The 24,121-nt window shown below is 65.6% G+C and carries 22 protein-coding genes and 1 pseudogene; 13 read left to right on the top strand and 10 right to left on the bottom strand.

Annotation, left to right across the window (positions count from 1 at the left end; all coding sequences use genetic code 11):
- Together AC1DWT_RS24785 and AC1DWT_RS24780 are read left to right on the top strand one after the other, a co-directional pair.
- Positions 1–458: pseudogene (locus AC1DWT_RS24785) on the top strand (APC family permease); the annotation flags it as partial.
- Positions 459–617: 159 nt separating this feature from the next.
- On the top strand, positions 618–1,394 hold the full coding sequence (locus tag AC1DWT_RS24780) for an SDR family NAD(P)-dependent oxidoreductase (RefSeq protein WP_206013952.1): 777 nt from the start codon (positions 618–620) through the stop codon (positions 1,392–1,394).
- A gap of 172 nt (positions 1,395–1,566) precedes the next feature.
- Here AC1DWT_RS24780 and AC1DWT_RS24775 read toward each other — a convergent pair whose 3' ends face one another.
- Complete coding sequence (locus tag AC1DWT_RS24775; protein WP_072947302.1) at positions 1,567–2,748, bottom strand: PucR family transcriptional regulator; 1,182 nt, start codon at positions 2,746–2,748, stop codon at positions 1,567–1,569.
- A gap of 145 nt (positions 2,749–2,893) precedes the next feature.
- Between AC1DWT_RS24775 and AC1DWT_RS24770 the strand changes: the two genes are divergently transcribed.
- The 5 genes from AC1DWT_RS24770 to AC1DWT_RS24750 are packed head-to-tail and all read left to right on the top strand — an operon-like array spanning position 2,894 to position 8,594.
- Positions 2,894–4,405: a long-chain-fatty-acid--CoA ligase gene (locus AC1DWT_RS24770; RefSeq protein WP_206013951.1), complete on the top strand. Its 1,512-nt coding sequence runs from the start codon at positions 2,894–2,896 to the stop codon at positions 4,403–4,405.
- 2 nt (positions 4,406–4,407) lie between these two features.
- Positions 4,408–6,111 carry a PHA/PHB synthase family protein gene (locus AC1DWT_RS24765; RefSeq protein ID WP_206013950.1) on the top strand — a complete coding sequence of 568 codons (1,704 nt, stop codon included), beginning with the start codon at positions 4,408–4,410 and terminating at the stop codon, positions 6,109–6,111.
- A gap of 19 nt (positions 6,112–6,130) precedes the next feature.
- The gene (locus AC1DWT_RS24760; protein WP_206013949.1) at positions 6,131–6,583 is read left to right on the top strand and encodes a MaoC family dehydratase; all 453 of its coding nucleotides are present in this window, start codon (positions 6,131–6,133) and stop codon (positions 6,581–6,583) included.
- Positions 6,580–7,413 (top strand): poly(3-hydroxyalkanoate) depolymerase, encoded by an 834-nt coding sequence (phaZ, locus tag AC1DWT_RS24755; protein ID WP_206013948.1) that lies wholly within the window; start codon positions 6,580–6,582, stop codon positions 7,411–7,413. The genes AC1DWT_RS24760 and phaZ overlap by 4 nt, the downstream gene beginning before the upstream one ends.
- Positions 7,410–8,594, top strand: coding sequence for an acyl-CoA dehydrogenase family protein (locus AC1DWT_RS24750; protein ID WP_143051433.1), 1,185 nt, complete (start codon positions 7,410–7,412; stop codon positions 8,592–8,594). The genes phaZ and AC1DWT_RS24750 overlap by 4 nt, the downstream gene beginning before the upstream one ends.
- A 104-nt stretch (positions 8,595–8,698) precedes the next feature.
- Here the strand turns inward: AC1DWT_RS24750 and AC1DWT_RS24745 are convergent, their stop codons facing one another.
- Together AC1DWT_RS24745 and AC1DWT_RS24740 are read right to left on the bottom strand one after the other, a co-directional pair.
- On the bottom strand, positions 8,699–9,922 hold the full coding sequence (locus AC1DWT_RS24745; protein WP_095861566.1) for an NAD(P)/FAD-dependent oxidoreductase: 1,224 nt from the start codon (positions 9,920–9,922) through the stop codon (positions 8,699–8,701).
- 70 nt (positions 9,923–9,992) lie between these two features.
- Positions 9,993–10,592 (bottom strand): short chain dehydrogenase, encoded by a 600-nt coding sequence (locus AC1DWT_RS24740; protein WP_095861567.1) that lies wholly within the window; start codon positions 10,590–10,592, stop codon positions 9,993–9,995.
- 69 nt (positions 10,593–10,661) lie between these two features.
- Here AC1DWT_RS24740 and AC1DWT_RS24735 point away from each other — a divergent pair, with 69 nt between their 5' ends.
- Positions 10,662–11,555 (top strand): LysR family transcriptional regulator, encoded by an 894-nt coding sequence (locus AC1DWT_RS24735; protein WP_206013947.1) that lies wholly within the window; start codon positions 10,662–10,664, stop codon positions 11,553–11,555.
- A 641-nt stretch (positions 11,556–12,196) separates the two neighbouring features.
- Entirely contained in the window at positions 12,197–13,171 is a 975-nt protein-coding gene (locus AC1DWT_RS24730) for an Lsr2 family DNA-binding protein (protein WP_477922588.1), read from the top strand.
- A 427-nt stretch (positions 13,172–13,598) separates the two neighbouring features.
- Here AC1DWT_RS24730 and AC1DWT_RS24725 read toward each other — a convergent pair whose 3' ends face one another.
- The 4 genes from AC1DWT_RS24725 to AC1DWT_RS24710 all read right to left on the bottom strand — a co-directional run bounded on the left by AC1DWT_RS24725 (position 13,599) and on the right by AC1DWT_RS24710 (position 17,291).
- On the bottom strand, positions 13,599–14,747 hold the full coding sequence (locus tag AC1DWT_RS24725; protein ID WP_477922586.1) for an anti-sigma-D factor RsdA: 1,149 nt from the start codon (positions 14,745–14,747) through the stop codon (positions 13,599–13,601).
- On the bottom strand, positions 14,731–15,309 hold the full coding sequence (locus AC1DWT_RS24720) for a sigma-70 family RNA polymerase sigma factor (protein WP_072945778.1): 579 nt from the start codon (positions 15,307–15,309) through the stop codon (positions 14,731–14,733). Before AC1DWT_RS24720 ends, AC1DWT_RS24725 begins: the two co-directional genes overlap by 17 nt.
- Before the next feature lie 160 nt (positions 15,310–15,469).
- Positions 15,470–16,303: a hypothetical protein gene (locus tag AC1DWT_RS24715; protein ID WP_072945827.1), complete on the bottom strand. Its 834-nt coding sequence runs from the start codon at positions 16,301–16,303 to the stop codon at positions 15,470–15,472.
- A gap of 34 nt (positions 16,304–16,337) precedes the next feature.
- Positions 16,338–17,291, bottom strand: a complete 954-nt coding sequence (locus AC1DWT_RS24710; RefSeq protein ID WP_378675993.1) for a MerR family transcriptional regulator — start codon at positions 17,289–17,291, stop codon at positions 16,338–16,340.
- 306 nt (positions 17,292–17,597) lie between these two features.
- Here AC1DWT_RS24710 and AC1DWT_RS24705 point away from each other — a divergent pair, with 306 nt between their 5' ends.
- From AC1DWT_RS24705 to AC1DWT_RS24695, 3 genes are all read left to right on the top strand, one after another.
- The gene (locus tag AC1DWT_RS24705; protein WP_073359840.1) at positions 17,598–17,891 is read left to right on the top strand and encodes a WhiB family transcriptional regulator; all 294 of its coding nucleotides are present in this window, start codon (positions 17,598–17,600) and stop codon (positions 17,889–17,891) included.
- A 130-nt stretch (positions 17,892–18,021) separates the two neighbouring features.
- Positions 18,022–18,690, top strand: a complete 669-nt coding sequence (locus AC1DWT_RS24700; RefSeq protein WP_072945776.1) for a sigma-70 family RNA polymerase sigma factor — start codon at positions 18,022–18,024, stop codon at positions 18,688–18,690.
- A 1-nt stretch (position 18,691) separates the two neighbouring features.
- Positions 18,692–19,411, top strand: coding sequence for an anti-sigma factor (locus AC1DWT_RS24695; protein ID WP_206015197.1), 720 nt, complete (start codon positions 18,692–18,694; stop codon positions 19,409–19,411).
- 98 nt (positions 19,412–19,509) lie between these two features.
- On the opposite strand, the gene groL is transcribed toward AC1DWT_RS24695, so the two are convergent.
- The gene (groL, locus tag AC1DWT_RS24690; RefSeq protein ID WP_206015196.1) at positions 19,510–21,123 is read right to left on the bottom strand and encodes a chaperonin GroEL; all 1,614 of its coding nucleotides are present in this window, start codon (positions 21,121–21,123) and stop codon (positions 19,510–19,512) included.
- Between the two features lie 92 nt (positions 21,124–21,215).
- The gene (groES, locus tag AC1DWT_RS24685; protein ID WP_003940763.1) at positions 21,216–21,515 is read right to left on the bottom strand and encodes a co-chaperone GroES; all 300 of its coding nucleotides are present in this window, start codon (positions 21,513–21,515) and stop codon (positions 21,216–21,218) included.
- 230 nt (positions 21,516–21,745) lie between these two features.
- Here groES and AC1DWT_RS24680 point away from each other — a divergent pair, with 230 nt between their 5' ends.
- Complete coding sequence (locus AC1DWT_RS24680; protein WP_206015195.1) at positions 21,746–23,464, top strand: TIGR03767 family metallophosphoesterase; 1,719 nt, start codon at positions 21,746–21,748, stop codon at positions 23,462–23,464.
- Here AC1DWT_RS24680 and AC1DWT_RS24675 read toward each other — a convergent pair.
- Complete coding sequence (locus tag AC1DWT_RS24675) at positions 23,461–23,997, bottom strand: potassium channel family protein (RefSeq protein ID WP_072945769.1); 537 nt, start codon at positions 23,995–23,997, stop codon at positions 23,461–23,463. The two genes, AC1DWT_RS24680 and AC1DWT_RS24675, sit on opposite strands and share 4 nt — an antisense overlap.
- Positions 23,998–24,121: the final 124 nt, after the last annotated feature.

Here is a 24,121-nt window from a genome sequence, read left to right as displayed (position 1 = left end):
TCCTGGTGGGGCATCCGGTGAGCATCCTGCTGGCGARCAATCTCGGCTACCTGTTGGCGATCATCCTGGGTTTGGCGGCCTTCATCCTGCTACGCAAAGATCGCCCGAACTGGCCGCGGCCGATTCGGCGGAGTAACGCGTGGATTCCGGTCGTGGCCGTCCTGGTGGTGTTCAACGTGTTCATCACCGTGATCGGCGTCCTCAATCCCGGCTTGCTGGGCTACGGCGGCGCAAGGGAATCTCTGCTGGCAGTGGGTATCTTGCTGTTCTCGGTCGTGCTCTATGTCTATCGACGCGTCGTCCAGGACAAGCTTCCATTGGTCTGGCGACTCCCGGCTCCTGCCATGCCCGAGGGCGCGGACGCTCTCGCCCTCGAGCTCGAGATGCGCGTGACCAGGGGTGCTGGGACCGTCCACGAGGAGGTAGCCAATAACGCTGGGTTGTCCACTATTCGGTAGAGCCAGGAACCGAGCGTGCGGCCGGTAAAGGCATTCACCGACCACGACGTCTGATCCGGTGTACGCAAAGGGGCCCACACGCGAGAAGCACGGCGCGGGCAGCTACCAACGCGGCCTGTGCCGGCGGTCGGCCAACTTCATCTGAGCGAGGAAAGGGAAGTGACTGTGAACAACTCGGAAGCCGGTGTGGACCGCCGCGTCATTATCACCGGAGGTACCAAGGGTATCGGGTACGCCTGCGCAAAGCTATTTGCACGACGGGGTTATCGTGTGCTGATCTGCTCACGCAATACAGCCCAGGTCAATGCGGTGGCCGCGGAGCTGAGCCAGCACAGCGGTCAAGTTGCCGGAATGGCTGCGGATCTGGCGGATCCGGATGTGGGTAACAGCATTGTCGATCGGTGCCTCGATCTGTTCGAGGGGGTCGATTATCTCGTCAATAATGCCGGCATCTATGAGTCGATCGCGATGGTCGACATGACGGCCCAGGGATGGGACGCCACTTTGCACAACAACTTGCGTGGTGCGGCACTCACTTCTGCTGCGGCGGCCCGTGCCATGCGGTCCACCGGCGGCGGATCGATCGTCAACATCGCCTCGGTCAACGGGCTGGCGGCGGAGGCCAACTTTGCGCCCTACAACGCCTCGAAAGCCGGACTGATATCCCTGACTCAGACCAGCGCTATTGAGTGGGCCGATGAAAACATCAGGGTCAACTGCGTTGCGCCCGGCTGCATACGAACACCGATGGTTGATCCGCTGGTCGCCGATCTATCCGATGAGGTCATCGCGCGGTACGTACCGATGCGCCGACTGGGTACACCGTCGGAGATCGCGTCAGTGGTGGCCTTCCTCGTCTCCGACGATGCTAGTTACATCACGGGGCAGACCATCACGGTCGATGGCGGCACCCTGACCCGCCAGCCAATGCTCTGAGAAGACAGGACGCGAAGACGTTGGCGATCAGGACGCCGAGTAATGCGCCATCCCGTAACTGGCGAGCTTGTCGGTGACCAGCACCCGAGGAGCCAGGCACTGCCTGGTCGAGAGCTTTACGGAAGAGTCGTTCGTCGGCCTTGCAATCGCGCCTGCGCTGAACGCGGTGCCTTCAGGGCAGTAGTCGGTCGATCTCGAATGCCAGGCAGAGTTCGGCGACATCTCTTGGCCGCGACAGCGATTTACCGGTCCACTCCTCGATGCGGTGGAGTCGATGCCGGACGGTATTCGGATGGCAGTAGATCTTCGCAGCGGTCTCGTTCGCTGAACCACCTGTATCGAGCCACGCCGCGAAGGTGTCCACCAGAATCTTGCGCTCCTCGGGTGGCAGGTCATCGATCGGTCCGAGCACGGACTTCCCGATCCGTTTCATGGCCTCGGGTGCACTGACGGCGGCGAACGCGAGCGCAGACCCGTCGAAGACCGTGATCAAGGAGTCGCCGGACGGTCTCTCGCCGGTGGCTATCCGGGCGAGTCGAAGTGCTTCGCTGGTCTCGTTGAGGTCGTCGAATTGTGGGCTGATGCCGACGCGCGAGGTGGCAACGGTGTCGAGGACGTCGATCAGCTCGTGGAGGATGTCGGGGCGGCGGAGGAAGACGATGCCGACCTGGAGGTCGGGTAGCAGTCGCCATGCTGAGCGGATGTCACGGACGTCGAGCTTGCTTGCGATTTCCGGGAGACCGAGTTTGCCGATGGCGGGAACCTGCGCTGCCACAACGACATACGGGCCAGCTGTCGGCAACCGCAAGAGGTCGGCTGTCTCCCACAGACTCTGTATGTCGGTGATGCGGCGGAACAACAACGCTTCCACGAGCGCCGAACGTTCCTCCTCGTGGTTGAGGACCTGAATCGTTTGTTGGTGCCGGTACGCGTCGGTCATCGCCTGGGTGAACATGTCCTGGGCGATGAGGATCTGCGAGGTGGCGTTCAGGATCGCGGCGAGCGGCACCCCGCTACTTCTCGCCTCCGTGACCGTCTTCTCCCACATGAAGCGGAAGCCGACCCGGTACGCCGCCATCACCGCCGGCAACGGGACGCCGGCCAGCGCCCGGGAGGTCCCGGTCGCTTCCGCTGCGGAGACGTCCATATCGGTGTCTCCGGCCAGCGCACGAAAGACGAAGGTCATGTTCGCGCTGCAGCTGCGCTGGATCTCGTCGGTGCTCACGAGGGTGTTCGACCGGTAGTAGTCGATGTCGCGACGGATGACCGCGGCCAGCGCGGCACCGAACTCGTCGGCACGGGCCAGCATCGCGTCGGCGAGTTCGACGATGGGTGGATCTGGTCGTCCCTCCATACCGACACGATAGGCCGAATCGACGCCGGTTGTGAGCGCACACACCGGCGGCCGACGGACGTTGTTCCCGCGGCCATCGACTGAGGCGGCGCCAGGAGTCACCCTTGATTCAACGGCAAAACGCCAACAGTCACCGGAGGTCCTCTTGTCCAATCTGAGTTTGAATCTTGTTGCCTCAGCGCGAAAATACCCGGACAAGATCGCGCTTCGCTGCGGCGATCAGGAATTTACCTTCACCGAGTTCGACGCGGCGGCCGCGCGAGTCGCCACCTTCCTCGACCGCGAAGAAATCGCGGCCGGCGATCGGGTCGGGTTGATGCTGCCCAATACGCCGGCATTCGCGCTGGCCTTCTACGGCATTCTGCGCAGCGGTGCCATCGCGGTGCCCATGAACCCGTTGCTCAAGTCCCGAGAGATCGAGTTCTACCTTTCCAACACGGGTGCGACAGCTCTTTTCGCGACGCCGGCCTTCGCCCCGGAGGCCACCGCGGCCGCCGCGGCGGCCGGAGCGAAATGCTGGCTGGTCGACGATGCCGATCTGGTGAGGCTGACGGCGGATCTGCCCGAACAAGTGAGTCCGGTCGACCGTGCCGATACAGACACCGCCGTCGTCCTGCACACGTCGGGGACGACCGGCAAGCCGAAGGGGGCCGAACTCACCCACGGCGGCCTCGACCGCAACCAGGACGTCGCCGCGCGCACCCTGATCGAACTGGGGCCCGACGACGTAGTGATGGGGTGTCTGCCGCTCTTTCACGTCTTCGGGCTGACCTGCGGGCTGAACACCTCGGTGTCGGCGGGGGCGACGCTCACACTGATCCCCAGATTCGACCCGCACACGGCCCTCGACGTGATCGAACGCGACGCAGTCACGGTGTTCGAGGGCGTGCCGACGATGTACTCGGCGCTGCTCGGTGAGGCGAGGGGGTTTCCTTCCTCGGCGACGGCGTCCCTTCGCGTCTGCGTATCCGGCGGCGCCTCCCTGCCGGTTCAGGTACTCACCGACTTCGAGAAGATTTTCGGTGCCACGATCCTCGAGGGCTACGGGCTGTCCGAGACCTCCCCGGTAGCGTCCTTCAACCACCTGCACCGCGAGCGCAAGCCCGGATCGATCGGTACCCCGGTCGAGGGTGTCGAGATGCGGATCGTCGACCTGGTGGGCCACGAGGTCCCGCAGGGCGAGCTCGGCGAGATCCAGATCCGGGGCCACAACGTGATGAAGGGGTACTGGAACCTGCCGGACGCGACGGCGTCGGCGCTCTCGGTCGATGGCTGGTTCTCGACCGGTGACGTCGGCAAGGTCGACGAAGACGGCTATTTCTACATCGTCGACCGCAAGAAGGACCTGATCATCCGCGGTGGTTTCAATGTCTACCCCCGGGAGGTCGAGGAGGTGCTCTACGAGCATCCGGTGGTGGTCGAGGCCGCGGTCATCGGTCTTCCGCACGACTCACTCGGCGAGGAGATCGGCGCTGCGGTCGTCCTCGAGGACGGCGCGCGGGTCGATCCCACCGAACTGCGCGACTTCGTGAAGCAGCGAGTCGCCGCCTACAAGTACCCGCGCCGCGTGTGGATCGTCGACAGTCTCCCGAAGGGAGCGACCGGCAAGATCCTCCGCCGCGAGGTAACCGTTCCTACAACCGAAAGCACCAAGTAGTCATGACGAACCCGACCAAGAGCCCGACCACGAGCCCCGACGAGCTCGCCGCGCCGTTGGACCTGCTGCTGACCAGCTCCACCCGAGGATTTTTCGGCCGAATGCTCCCGAATGGGGCCTGGGCCCGGTCGGCGGTCAATCTCACCAAACGGCAGCGCACACTCGCTCGTCGCGGCACTACCCTGGCCCGCGAACTGGGCACGATTGCCGTCGGGACCTGCGAACGTGCCCCCGCGAGGGGTGACAAACGCTTCGTCGATCCGGCATGGCAGGGCAATCCCCTGCTCAAGCGAACCATGCAGGCGTACCTGGCAGCAGCGGAGACGGCCGACAAGCTGTTCGACGATGCCCAGTTGGATTGGCGCGACGCGGAGAAGATGCGGTTCGTTCTCGACAACATCGTCGAGGGGTTGGCGCCGACCAACAACCCCCTGATCAGCCCGGTCGGTTGGAAAGCAATGATCGACACCGGCGGGCTGAGCGCCGTGCGCGGATTGAAGGCCTTCGCCCGTGACATGCTGTCCCAGCCCAGAATTCCGGCGATGGTGGATCCCGACGCGTTCGCCGTCGGCGAGACCGTCGCCACCACCAAGGGGGCTGTGGTGTTGCAGACCCGGGCGTTCGAACTGATCCATTACGCACCGCAGACACCGAAGGTGCGCTCGATCCCGCTGCTGTTGATCCCGCCCGTGATCAACAAGTACTACATCATGGACATCGCTCCCGGTCGCAGCATGATCGAGTACTTCCTGCAGCAGGGCCAGCAGGTCTTCACGATCTCGTGGCGCAATCCCCAAGCCCGGCATCGCGACTGGGACGTCGATACGTACGGTGCGGCGATCGTCGAGGCGCTCGATGCGGTGCAGAAGATCGCCGGGACCGCCAGCGCGCACCTACTGGCGACCTGCTCGGGTGGCATCCTCGCCGCCATGACCGCGGCCCATCTCGCTGAGATCGGTGAGGGTGATCGGATCGCCGGACTCACGCTCGCCGTCACGGTGCTCGACCAGAACAGGGCCGGCTTCGCGTCGGCCGCAATGAGCGAGCGCGCAGCGCAGGCCGCCATCCGGGCGTCGAGGTCCAAGGGGTACCTCGACGGACGGGCGATGGCCGAGGTGTTCGCGTGGCTGCGACCGACGGATCTGGTGTGGCGGTATTGGGTGAACAACTACGTGCAGGGCCGCTCGCCCGCGGCCTTCGACGTGCTGTTCTGGAATGCGGACACCACCCGGATGGCGGCCGCGCTGCACCGCGACCTGGTGCTGATGGGATTACGCAACGCGCTGACCATCCCCGGGGCGGTGAGCATGCTGGGAACTCCGGTCGACCTGTCGAAGGTCACCGCGGACTCGTACGTCATCGGCGGTGTCGCCGATCACATCTCCCCGTGGCAGGCCTGCTACCGCAGTGCCCGGCTGCTCGGCAGCAAGGACAACCGGTTCGTCCTGTCGTCGAGCGGCCACATCGCGGCCCTGGTCAACCCGCCGGGCAACCCCAGGGCCTCCTTCCAGATCGGCCAAGTCGATCAGGACACGGCCGAAGACTGGGTGCAGACGGCCGAGCAGACCACCGACTCGTGGTGGCCGGACTACGTCAGCTGGCTGGCCGACCGCAGCGGCCCCGAAGTCGACGCACCGCAAACCCTGGGCGGCCCGGGCTATGCACCCCTCGCCCCAGCGCCCGGCACCTACGTGCACCAGAACTGACACCACCTGAGAGACGACGATGACCACACATATCGCCAACCCGGCGGACTTGCTCGACCTGACCGGACAGACCCTCGGAACCACCGCGTGGTACGAACTCGGCCAGGACCAGGTGAACCTCTTCGCCGACGCGACCGGCGACCATCAATGGATCCACACCGACCCCGAACGCGCCGCCCGGGGGCCGTTCACGGGGACGATCGCGCACGGCTACCTGACGCTCTCGCTGGCCCCGCGAGTGCTCGCCGACGTTCTGACCATCGACAACGTGCAGGCCGCGCTGAACTACGGGCTGAACAGGGTGCGGTTCCCGGCGCCGGTGCCGGTCGGTGCCAAACTCCGGGCAACGGTGACCGTCACGTCGGCCCAGCACAAGCCCGCCGGCGTCGAGGTCGTCTTCGGACTGACCTACGAGGTCGACGGCACCGAACGCCCGGCCTGCATCGCCGATGTCGTGGTGCTGTACCGATGAACGCGGACATCGAGGCCGAGAGATTCGTCGCGACCGCCGGTCAGCGGATCCGCGTCAGCATCCGGCCCGGATCCGCCGGCACCCGACGTGTTCCGCTGGTCTTGTGCAACGGAATCGGGGCCAGCTACGAGGTGCTCGATCCGTTGGTGGCGCAGCTGGATCCGGAGATCACCGTGATTCGGTTCGACGTTCCCGGCACCGGCGGATCCCCCGCGTCCGTTGCCCCCTACGGGTTTGCCTACCTGGCCTGGATGCTGGGGCGGGTGCTGACCACACTCGACTTCGGCGTCGTCGACGTGCTCGGGTTGTCCTGGGGTGGGGCGCTGGCACAGCAGTTCGCCGTCCAGAATCCGCGCCGGTGCCGGCGACTGGTCTTGGCCGCGACCGGCACCGGCGCAGTGATGGTTCCCGGCAACCCTCGGGTACTGGCCAAGATGCTGACACCGCGCAGGTTCCGCGACCCGGCCTACGCGGCCTCGATCGCCGGCGACCTGTACGGCGGCACCGCGCGCCGGCAGGGCGACGACGTTGCCGGGCTCTTCCTCCAGCAGCTGCACGCCGGATCGAAGATCGGCTACTTCCATCAACTGCTCGCCGGAGCGGTGTGGACGAGCCTGCCCCTGCTGCCCGCGATCAGGCAGCAGACCCTCCTCGTCGCGGGCACCGACGACCCGATCGTGCCCGTGGTCAACGCCCGCATCATGAATCAGCTGTTGCCACATTCAACCATCCATCTGCACTCCGGCGGACACATCGACCTGGTCACCAATGCCACCGAACTCGCGCCGGTGATCACCACCTTCCTTCACGACCCAGGAGTAAGCCCATGAGCCCCAGTCCGAACATCGACACATCGGATTTCTATGCATTCGAACAGATGCTCTCCGACTCCGAGCGCGCAATGCTGCACTCCGTGCGCGATTTCATGACCACCGAGGTCGACCCGATCATCAACACACATTGGAATGCCGGGACCTTCCCGTTCGAGATCGTGCCCGGACTCCGGAAACTCGGCATCGCCGGCGTGCCCTACCAGGGCCATGGCTGTGCCGGACGGAGTTACCTGCTCGACGGGATGATTGCGATGGAGCTGGCCCGCACGGATTCCTCGATAGCCACCTTCAACGGCGTGCATGGCGGCCTCGCCATGGGATCGATATACCTGTGCGGTTCGGACGAACAACGCGAACGCTTCCTCCCCTCGATGGCACGGTACGAGAAGATCGGATCCTTCGGGCTGACCGAACCCGACGTCGGCTCCGGTGCGTCGGGCGGGCTCACCACGACCGCCGAACGCGACGGTGACACCTGGACCCTGAACGGGCAGAAGAAATGGATCGGCAACGCGACGTTCGGCGATCTCACGGTCATCTGGGCCAAGGATGTCGCCGACGGCCAGGTGAAGGGATTTGTCGTCGAGAACTCCTCGCCCGGATTCACGGCGGACAAGCAGGAGCACAAGATCGCCCTCCGGATCGTGCAGAACGCGCTCATCACGCTCGACAACGTGCGGGTTCCGGAGCACAACCGCCTACAAGGCGCGAACACATTCAAGGACACCGCCGAGGTGCTCCGACTGACACGCGCGGGCGTGGCCTGGATGGCGGTCGGATGCGCGCGCGGCGCATACGAGAACGCGCTGAGATATGCCTGCGCTCGTGAACAGTTCGGCCGGCCGATCGGCGGCTTCCAGCTCGTGCAGGACCTGCTGGTGCGGATGCTCGGAAACATCACCTCGTCCTTGGCCCTGTGTGCACGGCTGTCCCAGTTGCAGGATCAGGGGCACGCCGAAGACCGGCACTCATCGCTCGCCAAGGCATTCTGTACAGTCCGAATGCGTGAAACTGTCGGATGGGCGCGGGAGTTGATGGGCGGCAACGGAATACTACTGGAACACAACGTAGGCCGATTCGTCGCCGACGCGGAAGCGATCTACTCCTACGAGGGCACCAGGGAGATGAACACCCTGATCGTCGGACGGTCGTTGACCGGACACAGCGCCTTCGTATGACGCCCGCGTGCGCCCGCGACACCGTCCCCGCAAATCTGCGCCGAGCGAGAACCCGGCCCACGTAGTCGCTCCCTCCGACACAGTAGAAGTGGCGCCGTTGGGTCTCAGATGACGGCCCGTTCCACCAGCGGCTCGTTCTTGGCGATGCGCTCGTAGGCGAGCGGGGACAGGTCGAGAGTCCGGAATTCACCGTAAGTGATCAGCTCGGCGACACCGCGACCACAGGCGGGTGCTTGCTGGCTACCGTGACCTGAGAACCCAGCGCACATCAGCAGGTTCGTGACCTCGGTATGGGGACCAAGGATCGCATTGTGATCGAAGGTGTTGAATTCGTAGTGGCCGACCCAGGAATCGATCACCGTGACCTCGCCGATTGTCGGCAAGCGGTTCGTGATGACCGGGAGGATCTTCGTCTCCCAGATGCCTTCCTCATAGGCGAAATCATCGAAACCCACTGCAGGATCGCCATCCCTCGGCGGGCACCCTGCGAGGTAGTTGTCGTCCCCGAACGACCTCATGTGGACGCCAGTGGGATCGATGGTCAGCGGCAGGTCCTGATCCAGCGGAGTCTCTGCGGAGAAGATGTAGGTGTAGCGGCGTCGAGCTTCGATCGGCAGATCCGCGCCCGCCAATTGCGCGACGAGTCCCGCGCGGGTGCCTGCAGCATTGACAACCGTTCCCGCGCTGATCACCTCACCGGTCTCGAGCGTGACGCTGTCGATGCGTTCACCTGAGCGGGTCATGGAGACGACTTCGTTCTCGATGTAGTCGGCACCATTTTCCCGGGCCTTGCCGCGGAGCCACTCGACCATGGCCAGGGCGTCGAAGGCGCCTTCGTCGACTGTGTTGAGGCTTCCCGCAACGATGTCGTCGAGGTTGTAGAAGGGATACTTCTCGGCGATCTGGTCACGCGCGAGAATCGCGGTGCCGGCCCCGCATGATGCCTGAAGCTGTTGATCCTCACGCAGTGTCTCGGCGAACTCCTCGTTGTCGGCGAGGTACAGGTACCCGAAGTTCCGGATCGGAATGTGCGGGATGGCGAGGTCTCCACCCAGGTTCTCCCGGAACTTCTTCACGAATTCAGCCGCGTACTGGGCGATCTCGACGTTGATCTGGGTGGCGAACTGTTGACGCATACAGTTGTTGCTTGCCATGGTGGCGGAGTGCGTCAGCCCGGCGTCGCGCTCGACAACCAGGATCGAGCCCGTGAAGTCGGGGTTGGTGCTCAGGTACCAGGCGATCGCAGAGCCGCTGGTGGCGCCGCCGATGATGACGACGTCGTACGCGTCCTGCGTGGGTTGCTGCGGGATGGGGGAAGTGGTGCTCATAGGGCGGGATCGCTTCCTGACAGGGAATAGTGAGATTTCGCTGAACGACTGGGTTTCTCAGCACGGAGATTTAGTCAAGTTTGTAGATTTGACCGGTCTGTGCGCCTTCTATGGAGCGGATGTAGGCCTGCGCGACGTCGGCGAGATCGACGGAGGAGAAGCCTGGGAAATAGTCCCCGTACGCATCCAGTGCCTCGGTGAACACGGTGGGGCTGACGGCGTTGATGCGCTGCGGGGCGATTTCGATCGCGGCGGCCCGAACGAAGGCTTCGACCGCCCCGTTCGCGAGGGACGCGGCGGTCCCGGTGGGAATGGGGGTACGCGCGAGGATGCCCGTGATGAGGGTGAACGATCCCGTGAGGGAGACCCGGTCGATCCCTTGGCGGACCAACTCCACCTGGCTGCGGACCTTACCCGCGTACGCGGCGGAGTAGTCATCGTCGGTCATCTGCTGAATGGGCTTGTACGGTACGACGCCTGCAGCGCTCACGACGGCGTCGAGTACACCCACCTTCTCGTAGAGTGCGGCCACGGCTCCAGGATCTGTGATGTCGGCACGGAAGTCGCCTCCAGTGCGGTTGGCGGTGACAATTTTGTGGCCACGATCTGCGAGTGCGGTGTAGACCGCAGATCCGAGTCGGCCGGTGGATCCGATAAGCAGGATGTTCATGCGGCCAAGTTATCGACACCGATAGTAGGAAGAGAAATACTTCTTGACGACCGGTTATGCTTGAAAGTTATGAATATCGAGTTGCGGCATCTGCGTGCGCTTGCGGCGATCGGGGACGAGGGAAGTATCACGGCTGCTGCTGCCGCCTTACACACGGCGCAACCAGCGTTGTCGCGCACACTCAATCAACTCGAGGAGCGGGTCGGAACACGGTTGGTCGAACGAACCACACGAAGCTTGGAACTCACCGCGGCAGGCAGGCGGTTATGGGAAAGGGCACACCGCATACTTCAGAGCGTCGACGACGCCATCGCCGAGGCCACGGCCGGACCAGCTCCCCTGCGGGTCGGATACGCATGGTCGGCGCTGGGGCGGCATACGGTGACATTGCTACGAACCTGGAAGGACGAAAATCCCGATGCGGCGCTCGTTGTCAGGCAGGTCGACAACCCCGAACTTGCCCTGAGGAAGGGCGAGGTCGACATTGCGTTCTTCCGGTCGTCGTTCCCCGGTCCGGACACGTTCGAACACGTGCTCCTAGGGTATGAAGATCGCATGGTTGCGGTTGCCGAGGACGATTCGCTCAATCAGACAGGTCCGTTGTCACTCAGCGATTTGTCGAGGCGACGCATTGCACTGTGCTCCACCGCGGGAACGGCTGACTTGGATTTGTGGCCGGCGAACGAGCGTCCTGAAAGTACGGTGGTCGTTGCAAATGTTGACGAGTGGTTGACCGCGATCGCTACAGGTGAAGCGATCGGGTTAACCAGTGTCGCCACGGAATACAGCCATCCGCATCCAGGCGTCAGCTACACCGCGCTACCCGATGTCGCCCCGGTGGAGGTGTACCTCACGTGGCCCCGGAACGATCGCCATCCGATGACCGGGCAGTTCGTCGAGCACGCGAGTTACCTGTTGAGTAAGGAGACCACCGCCGCCCATCGAGCGCCAACCGGGCGCTAGGGGATCACGGCTGTCGGTGATGATCGACGTCGCCAATGCATCCAGGTTGGCGGAATGGACTCGAGCAGGTCCGCCGGGATCACCCGCCCAGGGTGGGCACCAAATGATGCGGTGATGATGCCGATGGCGGGCAGGTCCTGAAGACGACGATCACCGCGTATCACCGTCGTGGCTGGGGTGAGGGCAATGCGGACGTTCATTGGGTTGGGGCAAGCCCCCTGGGGTCGCCTGCGGAGGGCTTTGGGCGAATAGTGACTCGCCGACGTCTGGGGTGTGTGTTTGGTAATCAACTGGTGAGGGTAGGAACGTAATTTGCATCGGTTATGGTGTGCTTACAGTTTCAGACCTCACGACTCGGTGCAGGTGTGATTCGGCACACGCTCTGCTGAAACCTCACATCGCCAAATGCGTCACAGCTTACGCATTTGATGCTGCAGCGGGCGAAGCATTTTCGGGGGTGGTGGGGAAGCGGCTTTCGGGGGGCGAGTCGCGCTGTGGAGCCCAGAGTATCGTGTTGGCCTGCCCAGATAGGTAATAGCTGGAGACGTCGAAAAGTTAGCTCAGGTGAGCTTTTTGACTACCGAGAGAAGTTTGCCGTTACTGTGTGCGTTCGACGATTGCCCGCGAAGAAGGAGAACAAGATGGCCCAGTCACCGAATGGTTCGAAAGGTTCGGCGAAGACGACCAGAGAGATTCGCGAGTGGGCGATCGGTGCGGGTCTYGATGTGTCKSCCCGYGGTCGGATTCCGGCWGAGATCGTAGAAGCCTTCGAGGACGCTCAGGCCAAGAAGGTTCAGGCGAAGACGGCTCCGGCGAAGAAGGTTCAGGCGAAGAAGGTTCAGGCGAAGAATTCGGCCACCGTGAAGGCGGCCGTGACGAAGGCAGCCGTGAATAAGGTGGCCGCGAAGAAGGCTCCGGCGGCGAAGACGACCARGGATATTCGCGAGTGGGCGATCGGTGCGGGTCTTGATGTGTCTGCCCGTGGTCGGATTCCGGCTGAGATCGTAGAAGCCTTCGAGGGCGCTCAGGCCAAGAAGGGTCAGCCAAAGAAGGTTCAGGCAACAAGGGGTCCGGCGAAGAAGGTCGCTGCGGGCAAGCCGGCTGCTGAGAAGATAGCCGCGCAGAAGTCGGTTGTGAAGACGTCGGCCGTGAAGAAGGTAGATACGGAGAAGCCTGTCGTGAGGAAGGCTCCGGCGGCGAAGACGACCAAGGATATTCGCGAGTGGGCAATCGGTGCCGGTCTTGATGTGTCTTCCCGTGGCCGAATCTCGGCCGAGGTCGAGCGGGCCTTCCATGACGCTCAGGTACAGAAGGTTCAGGCAGAGACGGTTCGGGCGAAGAAGGTCGTCGCGGGGAAGCCGGCCGTGAAGAAGGTCGCCGCGAAGAAGACGGCCGCGAAGAAGGTAGCCGCGAAGAAGACGGCCGCGAAGAAGACAGCCGCGAGGACGGCTCCATTGAACAGCGCGGCGGCGAGCAAGGCTCCGGCGAAGAGGACGACCAAGGAGATTCGCGAGTGGGCGATCGGCGAGGGCCTCGATATATCGGCCCGTGGCCGGATCTCGGCGGAGATCGTAGACGCCTTTCATCTCGCTCAGGCCAAGGCGCCGGCCGCATAGGCAGCAGCAACACGGCCGTGATGAATCTCGTGGCAATCGTGCTGCGAAACACCCAAGGTGCCGTCGGGATACCTCCGACGGTGAGGTGACACGGCTAGCGCAGGGCAACCGCCCACGACATGCGCCGGAGATGGTGAATCCAACGAGTTCGCTCGGTGCCAGGTGACCGCCGAACTCGTTGCGATCACCGGAGCACGTCGATCCGGATATCGCCCACCCGCTCGGGGATGCACTCTGATCCGGCTGCTGTTGCCGCCGATCTCGAGGCCTGGTGCCGCCCCGGCGGGCTCTTGGGCAAAGCTCCTGACCGGATTCCTCCGGCCCCTCCCGTTTCCGTGAGGTTGATGCATCAGGAAGCGTTGGTGCACAGTAGGTTTGGGGTTCGCCGTGGGTTGCGCATCAAATCGAATGGTCAGTGCGGAGCGAGTCAGCTGGTCGGGACCGGCTGCGGGAGCGGCGCCGAGGAAGGCTCCTGCGGCGGCAGCTGGGTGGGTGGTTCCGTGGTCGGGTTTTCCGGCGGTATTTGCGGGAGCGGCGCCGACGAAGGCTCCTGCGGCGGCAGCTGGGTGGGTGGTTGTGTGGTCGGGTTGTCCGGCGGCACAGGCGGGGGTGGTTGTGTGGTCGGGGTGTCGGAAGGGACAGGCAGGGGCGGCTGCGGAGGCGGGACCACCGTGATGGGGGGTTCCGGGCTGGTGGATGGCAACGTCTCGGGCGGAAGCGGAAGCTGCTGCGGCGGCAAGGTGGGTAGCGGCGGCAGTGAAGTGGGCGGCAGTCCCGGAATCTGTAGATCCGTGGGCAGGGTTCCCGGCAACTGCCCGACTCCCGGCACCGTCGTGGAACCGGGTGTTCCCTGCACGGTGGCAGGCAGTTGGGTGGTCTGCGTCGACGCGCCGGTGGTGGTGGTTCCCGGCGTTGTCGTCGCCGGGGGTGGGGTGGGAGCGATCTTCTCGAGTTCCGCGGCCAGCTTCGCCCGCCACGCGTCGAGTTCGTTGCGCGTGTCAGCGTCGCGGACCCCGCCGGCACGGTCGGCGGCGCCGTCGAGCAGGTTCTTCGCCGACTCCGCGTCGCCCGCGGCGATCAGCCGTTCGGCCTCCTGCAGCTGGGACGTGGTGTCGATCTGYGCRACGGTCGAATCGGCCTGCTGGCTGAACACGACCGACTTGACGCTCCACAGCGGATCGCCGGGTKCGGCGTTGTACGAGAAGATGGTGGCGCCGCCCATGACGACCGCGATCGCGGCGGCAGCGCCTGCGATGGGTCGCAACAGCCGGAGCTTGCCGCGGGCGGCGCTGCGTGCGGAACGGGCGTTGTCCGAGGCGTCGATCGCCGCGATCACGTCGTCGAGCAGCGGCCCGGTCGGCATCGGCGTCGACACGATGTCGGCACGCCAATTGGTCAGCAGAAGCGCGAGYTSGTMYTGYTCCGGCGAATCCGTTGCGACGGGACCGCCACCGGCGATCGCGTCGATCARTGCGTCGTCGCGGCGCACWGCCGCGACGTCCACCGGTGCGTCGTCTCCTGGGAGATCGGCATCGGGATTGCCGTTGCGCTKSATGCCCCTARCCAAACCTCTCACCTGCCTTTGTCACTTCTTTTTTCAGTTTCGCGATGGCTCGGTGTTGAGCCACGCGGACAGCTCCCGCGGTACTACCCACGGCCGCGGCCGTCTCCTCGGCTGACATACCGACCACGAGCCGGAGGATCAAGATCTCCCGGTGCTTCTCCGGCAGCGTGCTCAGCAGTTCGTTCATCTGCCTGCTCGCTTCCGAGTCCAGCGCCCGCTGTTCGGGTCCGTCATCGTTGGCGACGACATCAGGTACTTCGGCGACGGGCTCCGACTTGTTACGTGCGGAGTTCCGATGCGCGTCGGCGACCTTGTGCGCGGCGATCCCGTAGACGAATGCCATGAACGGCCGGCCCTGATCCTCGTAGCGAGGTAGGGCCGTCATCACGGCGAGGCACACTTCTTGTGCCACGTCGTCCGCAGAGAGTTGTCCCCTCTCCGCAGCACCGACCCTGGCTCTGCAGTAACGCACAACCAAGGGCCGAATGTTTTCCAGGACCAGAGCTAAAGCGGCCCGGTCACCCTGCGTTGCAGCGGCGACGGCGGAGTCCAACTCCTCGCTCGTGTTAGTCATCGTTGCTGAATATCCTGGCGTTACAGTGGCACCTCCCCCGATGGGTGTGCTCCCGCTCTCAGCGGAACACTCCAAGAGTAACGGTGCGGACCGAACGGTATTCGCCCGGATTCGCACCGATTCGTGAACAACACGGGCCCACGGGGCCCGATCAGCGGTGTCAGATTCGGAAGCGCCCACCTCGCGCCCTGATGAGCGCTTCGCACTCCTCGGACACCGCCTCCGCACGTGAGTCGGACGTCACACCACTCAGCAACATCGCAGCCGCCCACTTCAGGGGTATCAGGCCGTACCGATCGCAGCGGTCGAGCACATCCGCGGCGAGCCGCGCCGCCGGACCGGAATCGGACTCCCCCGTCATCGACGCACTCCGCAGCAGGTCCGATTTGACGTGGTGCCGGACCGATCCGGCGGCCTCCGAAATTTCTGCCGCGGCCTCGGCGTGGCGGCGCGCCGCGGTGAAGTCCCCGTCCGCGAGGAACAACTCCGCGCTCACCCAGTGCCTCCGGACGTGCTGCCGCCACAGTTCGCCGTGGGCGTGCACGTCCAGGTGCTCGGCGCACCGATCGAGCAGCCGCCTGCCCAGTGCGAGCCGGCCGCACCCCAGCGCGTCGGCGGCGAGTCCCGTCATTGCGTCGCACCGCGCCTCCACGGCGAGAACACCGTCCGACGCTCCGGGACCCGTCCCGACGACGGCCAGGGCCCGGCCATCGAATCCGGACGACACGGCGTGCCAGCCGAGCTGTCTCAGCAGCGACGCCTGCGTGCTCCAGGCGAGCGAGACGACCGCGGGTTCGGCAACCCCGCCGCGCGTCAGGGCGTCCAGTTCGGCGCGGGATCGGCTGTAGTACCCGCGGGCACCCCAGGCCACCGCCCGCATCCAGCGTTCGACGGGAACGTCCGACTCCGGCAGGGGGCTCACGCCCGGATCGGCGCCGAACGCCGCGCGGATCAGTGGATTCGTGACTGCGGAACGGAGAGAGGAGTCGGGCACGCCGAGATCATCGCATCGCCCGCCCTCGCACCGGTCAGGTGACCGCAGCGACGGCGCCCACGGCCGCATCCAGCGCTCCCAGCACCGTGATCGTCCGTGGTAGCGACTGTGTCCGGCAGCCGGGACCGCCCGCCAGCACCGTCAGCCCGGTGCGCCTGCGGCGGATCGCCCGCAGCAGGGAAGGTACGTCGCATCCGGCGGCGGGCAACCAGAGGACGATCACGTCCGGTTCGGCGTTGGTCACGGCGGCGAGCAACGCCGACCGGCACAGTGGCAGCGCGATCCGCGTGTCCACCGACGCCGTGGCCAGGGCGGCGCCCAGGGCCCGGAATTCGAGACCGTACGGGTCCGCGGGAACCGCGTCCGGCGTGTCCGCGGGCACCTGCACGAGCAGGACCCGGCCACCGCCGCCGATCGGTGCATCCAGGGTCATCGTGGACAGAATCCCCGCGACACATTCGGCGAAGACACGGACGCTCACAGCGGCAGCGTCGGAATTCCTGCCGTCGTCCGCCCATTCGAGCACCGGAGCGACCACCGTCGTCCACATGGAGCTGAATCCTCGCTCCGCGACCGCCCGCACGACGATCCGGCGGATGGTCACGACGTCTCGCGCCAGCAACGCACCCGACAAATTGCGGACGGCGGCCTCCGCGTCGGCGAGGCCGGAAAAGGACGACAAAAGGTTCGACGAGCCTGTTTTCGTCCCGTTCACCGAGTTGTCATCCAGATTTTCGCCGCCCGGCCGGCGGCCGCTTTCTGACGAATATGTAGCCATTGCGTTAATCGCATATCTCGCGGCCTCCGCGGAGTTTGCACCACCGTCCAGAGCCTGTTGCATGCATTCGAGCCGGGCGACGTCGCGCGACGTGTATCGCCGGTGACTTCCCTGCGGGTGGACGGAGGGGCCGATGCCGTAGCGGCGGTCCCACGTGCGAAGCGTCGACGGTGCCACCCCGAGCCTTCTGGCCAGCGCGGATACCGACATCGTGGGTCCCTCGTCCGGAGATCCGGAGGGGGTCTGCGTTTCAGGCTCCGCGGGCTGGGGCACCCGCACATCGTTACCCGTACCCCAAGGTCTTTCAACCCGAAACGGAAACACGGAAACGCGGGAAAGTAAATATTTTCCAGGTTAACTTTCAGCTCGTGGGATATGTAAATCCCCACTGTGAACAACTATTGACGCGATTTCCGAACCGACTCTACGGTTAGCAACGTGAATGATTCAGCGGCTTGAACGTCGAGCCCACGGTCCACTCGCCGCCCGAGGCGAGCTTGCAGCTAAGGAGTCCACATGCCTGCACCCAACCACCTTCCCGGCCCGAACGCGGATATCTGGGATTGGCAGATGCACGGACTGTGCCGCGGAGTCGACTCCTCGATGTTCTTCCATCCCGACGGGGAGCGCGGCCGTGCCCGCGCACAGCGGGAAACCCGTGCGAAGGAAATGTGCAGACGCTGCCCGGTCCTCGCCCAGTGCCGCAGTCATGCGCTGAGCGTGTCCGAGCCGTACGGGATCTGGGGTGGAATGTCCGAAACGGAACGCGAGATGCACGCCCGGCACAGACGCGGCCGGATCGCCGTTTGACCGCTCGCCCACACTCACCGAGGGCCCCTCGCCGCCGTGCGAGGGTTCCTCGCGTCACTTCGATCCCCTCGCCACCCATCCACGGCGACTCGGTCTCCGAATGCCTACCGGCTGGAGGAGATGAGCGGACATGCACGCTACCGTGGTTCTCGATGAAGCGAGACGAGCGCTGGTGACGAACCACGAGGGCAAAACCCCGGCAGACGACGTGTGCTCGGCGGACGCGGCCGGGGCACACAGCGCCCGGGCCACCGAATCCGCGGAGCTCCACGACACCATGGCCCGCGTGGCGAACGGGGACGCCGACGCATTCGCCGAACTCTACGACCGGACGAGCGCCCGAGTCCACGGCATGGTCCTGCGGGTGCTGCGCGACCCCGGGTATGCGGAGGAGACGACGCAGGAAGTCTTCCTCCAGGCCTGGCGCACCGCGTCGAACTTCGACCCGGCAAAGGGTTCCGTCATGTCGTGGCTGATGACACTCGCGCACCGCCGGGCCGTCGACCGCGTGCGCTCGGAGCAGGCAGGCACCGACCGCGAATCCCTCTACGAGACCACCAACATCGCGGGGCCGTTCGACCACGTCACCGAGGAGGTGACTCGCCGGCTCGAGCATCAATCGGTGCTCGTCTGCCTCGACTCGCTCACGGACATGCAGCGTGAGTCCGTTGCGATGGCGTATTACGACGGCCGCACCTACCGGGAGGTCGCCTCCCAGCTGGGGGTCGCGCTGTCGACGGTGAAGACGCGCATCCGTGACGGATTGACGCGTCTTCGCGGCTGCCTGGGAGGTCTGTGACATGAACGACGAACTCGTGGGCATGGCCTACCCGTACGCACTCGACGCACTCGACGACACCGAGCGCCGCGAACTCGACACCGATCTCGCAGGCACCGACGAGGACACCCGCTCCACGTTCACCGACGAGGTCCGGCGGATCCGCGAAGCGTTCGCGGTGGTGAGCGCGGTGGGCGCCGTCGAACCGCCGCCACGGGTGCGGATCCGGGTCCTCGATGAGATCAGGCGTCCCGCGCCCGCGCCGACGTCGCTCGCCGAGCGTCGCTCCCGCAGGCGGCGCTGGCAGATCGCCGTCGCCGCCGCCGCGGCCGTCGGGGTGCTCGCCGGCGGAACGGTGATCGTCCGGCAGCTCACGGAAGGCCCGGCGCCCACAGTCTCGGAACAGGTGCTCGACGCCGCCGACATGCACTCGTCGACGAGTCCGATCGCGGCAGGCGGGTCCGCGACCGCCAGCTACTCGAAGTCGCAGGACGCCGTGGTGTTCGTGATGGACGGTGTCGCCCCGCCCAGCGCGGACACCGTGTATCAGCTGTGGTTGATGCCCGAATCCGGGGACGCCCCGGTGCCCGCCGGAACCATGTCGGCCGGCGACATGCAGCCGACCACGACGATCGTCCTCGACGACGTGGGGTCGATGTCGAAGCTGGCCGTCACCGTCGAACCGCCCGGAGGGTCACCCCAGCCGACGTCGGAGCCGTTCGCGGTGCTGCAACTGAGCTGATCCGGCCGCCGCCGGACACAGAGAAACCCCCGCGCGGTGATCCGCACGGGGGTTTCTCGTTCGAACGATCGGAGCCCGATCGGCCGCGACGGCAGAGCCTAGTGGCTGTGCCCGTGGCCGGTCTGCTGCTCTTCCGCTTCCGCGGGCTTCTCGACCACGGCACTCTCCGTGGTGAGGATCATCCGCGCGACCGAGGCCGCGTTGACGACCGCGGAGCGGGTGACCTTGACGGGGTCGACGACACCGTCGGCGAGCAGGTCGCCGTAGGTGAGGGTCGCGGCGTTGAAACCGTGGCCCTTGGGCTGCTCGGCAACCTTGCTGGTGACGACGGCACCGTCGAGACCGGCATTGCTGGCGATCCAGAACAGCGGCGCCTGCAGTGCTTCGCGCACCACCTTGACGCCCGTGGCCTCGTCCCCGGTCAGACCGAGGTTGTCGGCCAGCTCGGTGCTCGCCTGGACGAGGGCGGAACCGCCACCGGGGACGATGCCCTCGGCGACTGCAGCCTTCGCGGCGTTGACGGCGTCCTCGACGCGGAACTTGCGCTCCTTGAGGTCCGTCTCCGTGGCCGCGCCGACCCGGATGACGGCGACGCCACCGGCCAGCTTCGCCAGACGCTCTTCGAGCTTCTCGCGATCCCAGTCGGAGTCGGTGTTCTCGATCTCGCGGCGCAGCTGCGCGACGCGGCCCTTGATGTCGTCGTCGGTTCCTGCGCCGTCGACGATCGTGGTGTCATCCTTGCTGACCACGACGCGGCGGGCGCTGCCGAGCAGGTCCAGTCCGGCGTCCTTCAACGTGAGGCCGACGTCGGAGTTGATGACCGTGCCGCCGGTGACGACGGCGAGGTCGTCGAGGAACGCCTTCCGGCGGTCACCGAAGAACGGCGCCTTGACGGCGACGGCCTTGATGGTCTTCCGGATGGAGTTGACCACGAGCGTCGAGAGAACCTCGCCCTCGACGTCCTCCGCGATGATGAGGAGGGGCTTGCCGCTCTCGGCAACCTTCTCCAGCAGCGGCAGGAAGTCGGGCAGGGACGTGATCTTCTCGCGGAACAGCAGCACGAGTGCGTCCTCGTACACGGCCTTCTGTGCGTCGAGGTCCGTGACGAAGTACGGCGACAGGTAGCCCTTGTCGAACTGGACGCCCTCGGTGATCACGAGCTCGGTCGCCAGGGTCGAGGATTCCTCCACCGTCACGACGCCGTCGGTGCCGACGCGGGTGAGCGCCTCGCCGACCATCTCGCCGATCTCCTCGTCACGCGAGGACACGGTCGCGACCTGGGCGATGGACGTCTTGCCCTCGACCGGCCTCGCGGCGGCGAGCAGTGCCTCGACGACCTTGTCGGCCGCGGCGTTGATGCCGATGCCGAGCGCCATCGGGTTCGCACCCGCGGCGATGTTCTTCAGACCGCCCCGCACGATGGCCTGAGCCAGCACGGTCGCGGTGGTGGTGCCGTCGCCTGCGACGTCGTTGGTCTTGGTGGCGACGCTCTTGACGAGCTGCGCTCCGAGGTTCTCGAACGGGTCCTCGAGCTCGATTTCCCGGGCGATGCTGACACCGTCGTTGGTGACGGTCGGGCCGCCGAAGGCCTTCGCCAGCACTACGTGGCGGCCACGCGGACCCAAGGTCACCTTGACCGCGTCGGCAAGCTTGTCGACTCCACGCTCGAGAGACCGGCGTGCGATCTCGTTGAACTCAATCTGCTTGGACATGTGTTCTGTCTTCTCCTGGATCTCAGGGTTACGCGCGTGAACGCACTCCGCCCCGGGATCCTGTGGGGACTCCGGGGCGGATCACGTATGGCTTACTTGGAGACGACAGCCAGCACGTCGCGTGCCGACAGGATCAGGTACTCCTGGCCGGCGTACTTGATCTCGGTTCCGCCGTACTTGGAGTAGATGACCGTGTCACCCTCCTTGACGTCGACCGGGATGCGGTTGCCCTGCTCGTTGACGCGGCCTTCGCCGACTGCGACGACAGTGCCCTCCTGGGGCTTCTCCTTGGCCGTGTCGGGAATGACCAGGCCGGAGGCAGTCGTCGTCTCAGCCTCGTTGGCCTGGACGAGGATCTTGTCCTCGAGCGGCTTGATGTTGACGCTCGCCACGATGAGCCCTCCACTTTGGGGTATGCGGATCCGGAGACTTCTCCGGACTCCTGTTTGAGTGTTCCGTTTACGGCACTTCACACAGCCCCGTCGTCGCGGGTGCCGGAGCTCGATCGGCGCCACTTGGCACTCTATACGTGAGAGTGCCAACCCTCAAGGAGAAGGGGGTGGTAGATCGCGCCGCGCCGAATATCGTCCTGTCTCAGGGGTCGTCACCTAAGGTTCCTCTGGTGTCTGACATCAATAGGCGTAAATTCCTGACGTTTGCCGGGCTCGGGGCGATCGGGACGGTGGGGTTCGGAGCACGCCCGTGGGGGTTGCAGTACGCGGGCGCGGCCCCGCTCCCGACCTCCGGGGCAGGCACCACCCTCGAAGCGGTGGCCGTCCCCCTCGGAAGCTCCGGCTACCGCAGACTCGGCGCGGGACCGGGGTGGCCGACGATCGTCCGCACCGAACTCGCCGAGGCCCGCAGCGGGCGCGAGGACCGGCGCACCGCACTCGCCTCCCTCGTCCAGCTCACCGACGTCCACCTGGTCGACGCCCAGTCCCCGATGCGCTTCGAATACGTCCACCCCTTCACCGGTTCCGCGTTCCGCCCGCACGAGACGCTCACCGCGCAGGGTCTCGTCGCCCTGGTCGCCCGCGTCAACGCCCTCGCGTCCGGCCCGCACACCCAGCGCGCGTTCGATGCGGTCGTAAGTACCGGCGACAACACCGACAACAAGGAATTCGCCGAACTCGGGTGGTTCCTCACCGCGCTCAACGGCGGCACCATCGTCCCCAACACGGGCGCCCCCGACCGCTACGAAGGCGTGCAGAACTCCGGGGCCGACCTGTACTGGAACCCGGAGTCCTCCGTCCAGGACATGTACAAGAAGGCCGGGTTCCCCGAGATCCCCGGCCTGCTCGGCGCGGCGATCGCCCCCGTCACCAGCCCCGGCCTGAACACCCCCTGGTACTGCGTCTTCGGCAACCACGACGACTCGGTGGAGGGCACCGTCCCGAGCGGCATCCCCCCGCTCGAAGCCATGTACACCGGTTCGCTGAAGTTCGAGGTCCCCGGGTCGCCGGAGCAGGCGAAGGCCGTCGACATCGCCACCAAGTTCGACCCCGGCGCCATTCCCGCTGCGCTGTCCGCGTTCACCACACCCCCGCGGGTCGTCACCCCCGACCCCACGCGGGCACCGTTCACTCCCCGCCAGTTCATCGCCGCACACCTGGACCCGGCCAACACCGGCCCCGGACCGGCCGGTCACGGCTTCGCACCCGACGCCGGCGAGACCGGAATCGGCTACTACTCGTTCGAGATCGCACCCGGTGTCGTCGGAATCAGCATGGATTCCACCAACCGGGCGGGGTTCGTCGACGGCTCGCTCGGCGCCGCGCAGTTCCGGTGGATCGAGGACACCCTGGCGGCAGGCAGCAGCCGGTACTACGACACCGCGGGCAACCCTGTGTCGCAGGCACGCAGCGACACCTGGTTCGTCCTGTTCAGCCACCACACCAGCGGCAGCATGGACAACGTCGTCCCCGACCCCGCCGCCCCGGCGGAACCCCGGATCCGTGGTTCGCGACTGGTGGACCTGCTGCACCGATTCCCGAACGTCCTCGCCTGGGTCAACGGACACACCCACGAGAACCGGATCACCCCGTGGCCCGGATCCACTCCGGAGCAGTCGTTCTGGGAGATCAACACGGCCTCGCACATCGACTTCCCCCAGCACGGGCGGATCATCGAGGTGGTCGACAACGTCGACGGAACCGTGTCGCTGCTCACCACGCTGTTCGAGGCCGACAGCCCGTACGCCGTGGACCACACCGACCTCTCACCGCTCGGGCTGGCGTCGCTGTACCGGGAGTTGTCGTTCAACGACATTCACGCCGACCCCGACCTGGGCGGCGGGACGGCCGACCGGAACGTCGAACTGGTGCTGGTGTCGGGTCGCTAGTTCCGGCGCTTGCGGGCCCAGTCGACGGCCGCGACGACCGCGCGGATGCCGACGCCGAGAAGGATCAGATTTCCGATGATCTGCACACTCACGACGGCTCGCGACGCATCGGTCGTCGCGGCGATGTCGCCGAACCCGACGGTGGAGAACACGGTGAGCGAGAAGTACAGCGCACCCATCCGAGTGAGCGGTTCGGTGAAGAAACGCGGATCGCTTTCGGACATCAGGCAATATCCTGTCGCGAACCCCAGCAGGTAGAGCGGCAGGATCAGGGAGAGTGCCTCGATGGCCTGGAGCGCAGGCACGTCGGACCGGAAGATCCGGCGGATCTGCCAGACCGCCGCCGAGCCGACGACCAGCAGGCCCCCCGCCAGGAAGAGCAGAGCGGACATGTTCCCGATCGAGGTCCACGGCAGGGCGAAGTAGACCACCGCGCACAGGACGACGGTGCCCAGCGGGCGCACGAATGCGCGCACCAGAAGCCGTCGGCGCTCGCGTCTCGTGAGGTTGCGAAAATCGCTGGCGCGTCCCATGAGATTCCTTTGGACAACTGTGCAGGTGAGACCGGATATCGAGCGCCATCTTCGTCTTCGGGGGCCGGAAGTCGGGAGCGAAATCCGTTTGTTTTCTGTAACGTTCAGATAACAGTCGCCGATT

Source organism: Rhodococcus sp. P4_B6, from assembly GCF_056402215.1.
The sequence above is the reverse complement of the archived record's forward strand: the minus strand, read 5'-3'. Positions and strand labels throughout refer to the sequence as shown.

What these genes read in the sequence shown, in the direction of transcription:
- AC1DWT_RS24775 (WP_072947302.1), bottom strand. Translation starts at nt 2,748, where the DNA reads ATGGAGGGACGACCAGATCCACCCATCGTCGAACTCGCCGACGCGATG.
- AC1DWT_RS24765 (WP_206013950.1), top strand. Translation starts at nt 4,408, where the DNA reads ATGACGAACCCGACCAAGAGCCCGACCACGAGCCCCGACGAGCTCGCC.
- AC1DWT_RS24760 (WP_206013949.1), top strand. Translation starts at nt 6,131, where the DNA reads ATGACCACACATATCGCCAACCCGGCGGACTTGCTCGACCTGACCGGA.
- phaZ (WP_206013948.1), top strand. Translation starts at nt 6,580, where the DNA reads ATGAACGCGGACATCGAGGCCGAGAGATTCGTCGCGACCGCCGGTCAG.
- AC1DWT_RS24750 (WP_143051433.1), top strand. Translation starts at nt 7,410, where the DNA reads ATGAGCCCCAGTCCGAACATCGACACATCGGATTTCTATGCATTCGAA.
- AC1DWT_RS24745 (WP_095861566.1), bottom strand. Translation starts at nt 9,922, where the DNA reads ATGAGCACCACTTCCCCCATCCCGCAGCAACCCACGCAGGACGCGTAC.
- AC1DWT_RS24740 (WP_095861567.1), bottom strand. Translation starts at nt 10,592, where the DNA reads ATGAACATCCTGCTTATCGGATCCACCGGCCGACTCGGATCTGCGGTC.
- AC1DWT_RS24735 (WP_206013947.1), top strand. Translation starts at nt 10,662, where the DNA reads ATGAATATCGAGTTGCGGCATCTGCGTGCGCTTGCGGCGATCGGGGAC.
- AC1DWT_RS24710 (WP_378675993.1), bottom strand. Translation starts at nt 17,291, where the DNA reads ATGTCGGTATCCGCGCTGGCCAGAAGGCTCGGGGTGGCACCGTCGACG.
- AC1DWT_RS24705 (WP_073359840.1), top strand. Translation starts at nt 17,598, where the DNA reads ATGCCTGCACCCAACCACCTTCCCGGCCCGAACGCGGATATCTGGGAT.
- AC1DWT_RS24700 (WP_072945776.1), top strand. Translation starts at nt 18,022, where the DNA reads ATGCACGCTACCGTGGTTCTCGATGAAGCGAGACGAGCGCTGGTGACG.
- AC1DWT_RS24695 (WP_206015197.1), top strand. Translation starts at nt 18,692, where the DNA reads ATGAACGACGAACTCGTGGGCATGGCCTACCCGTACGCACTCGACGCA.
- groL (WP_206015196.1), bottom strand. Translation starts at nt 21,123, where the DNA reads ATGTCCAAGCAGATTGAGTTCAACGAGATCGCACGCCGGTCTCTCGAG.
- AC1DWT_RS24675 (WP_072945769.1), bottom strand. Translation starts at nt 23,997, where the DNA reads ATGGGACGCGCCAGCGATTTTCGCAACCTCACGAGACGCGAGCGCCGA.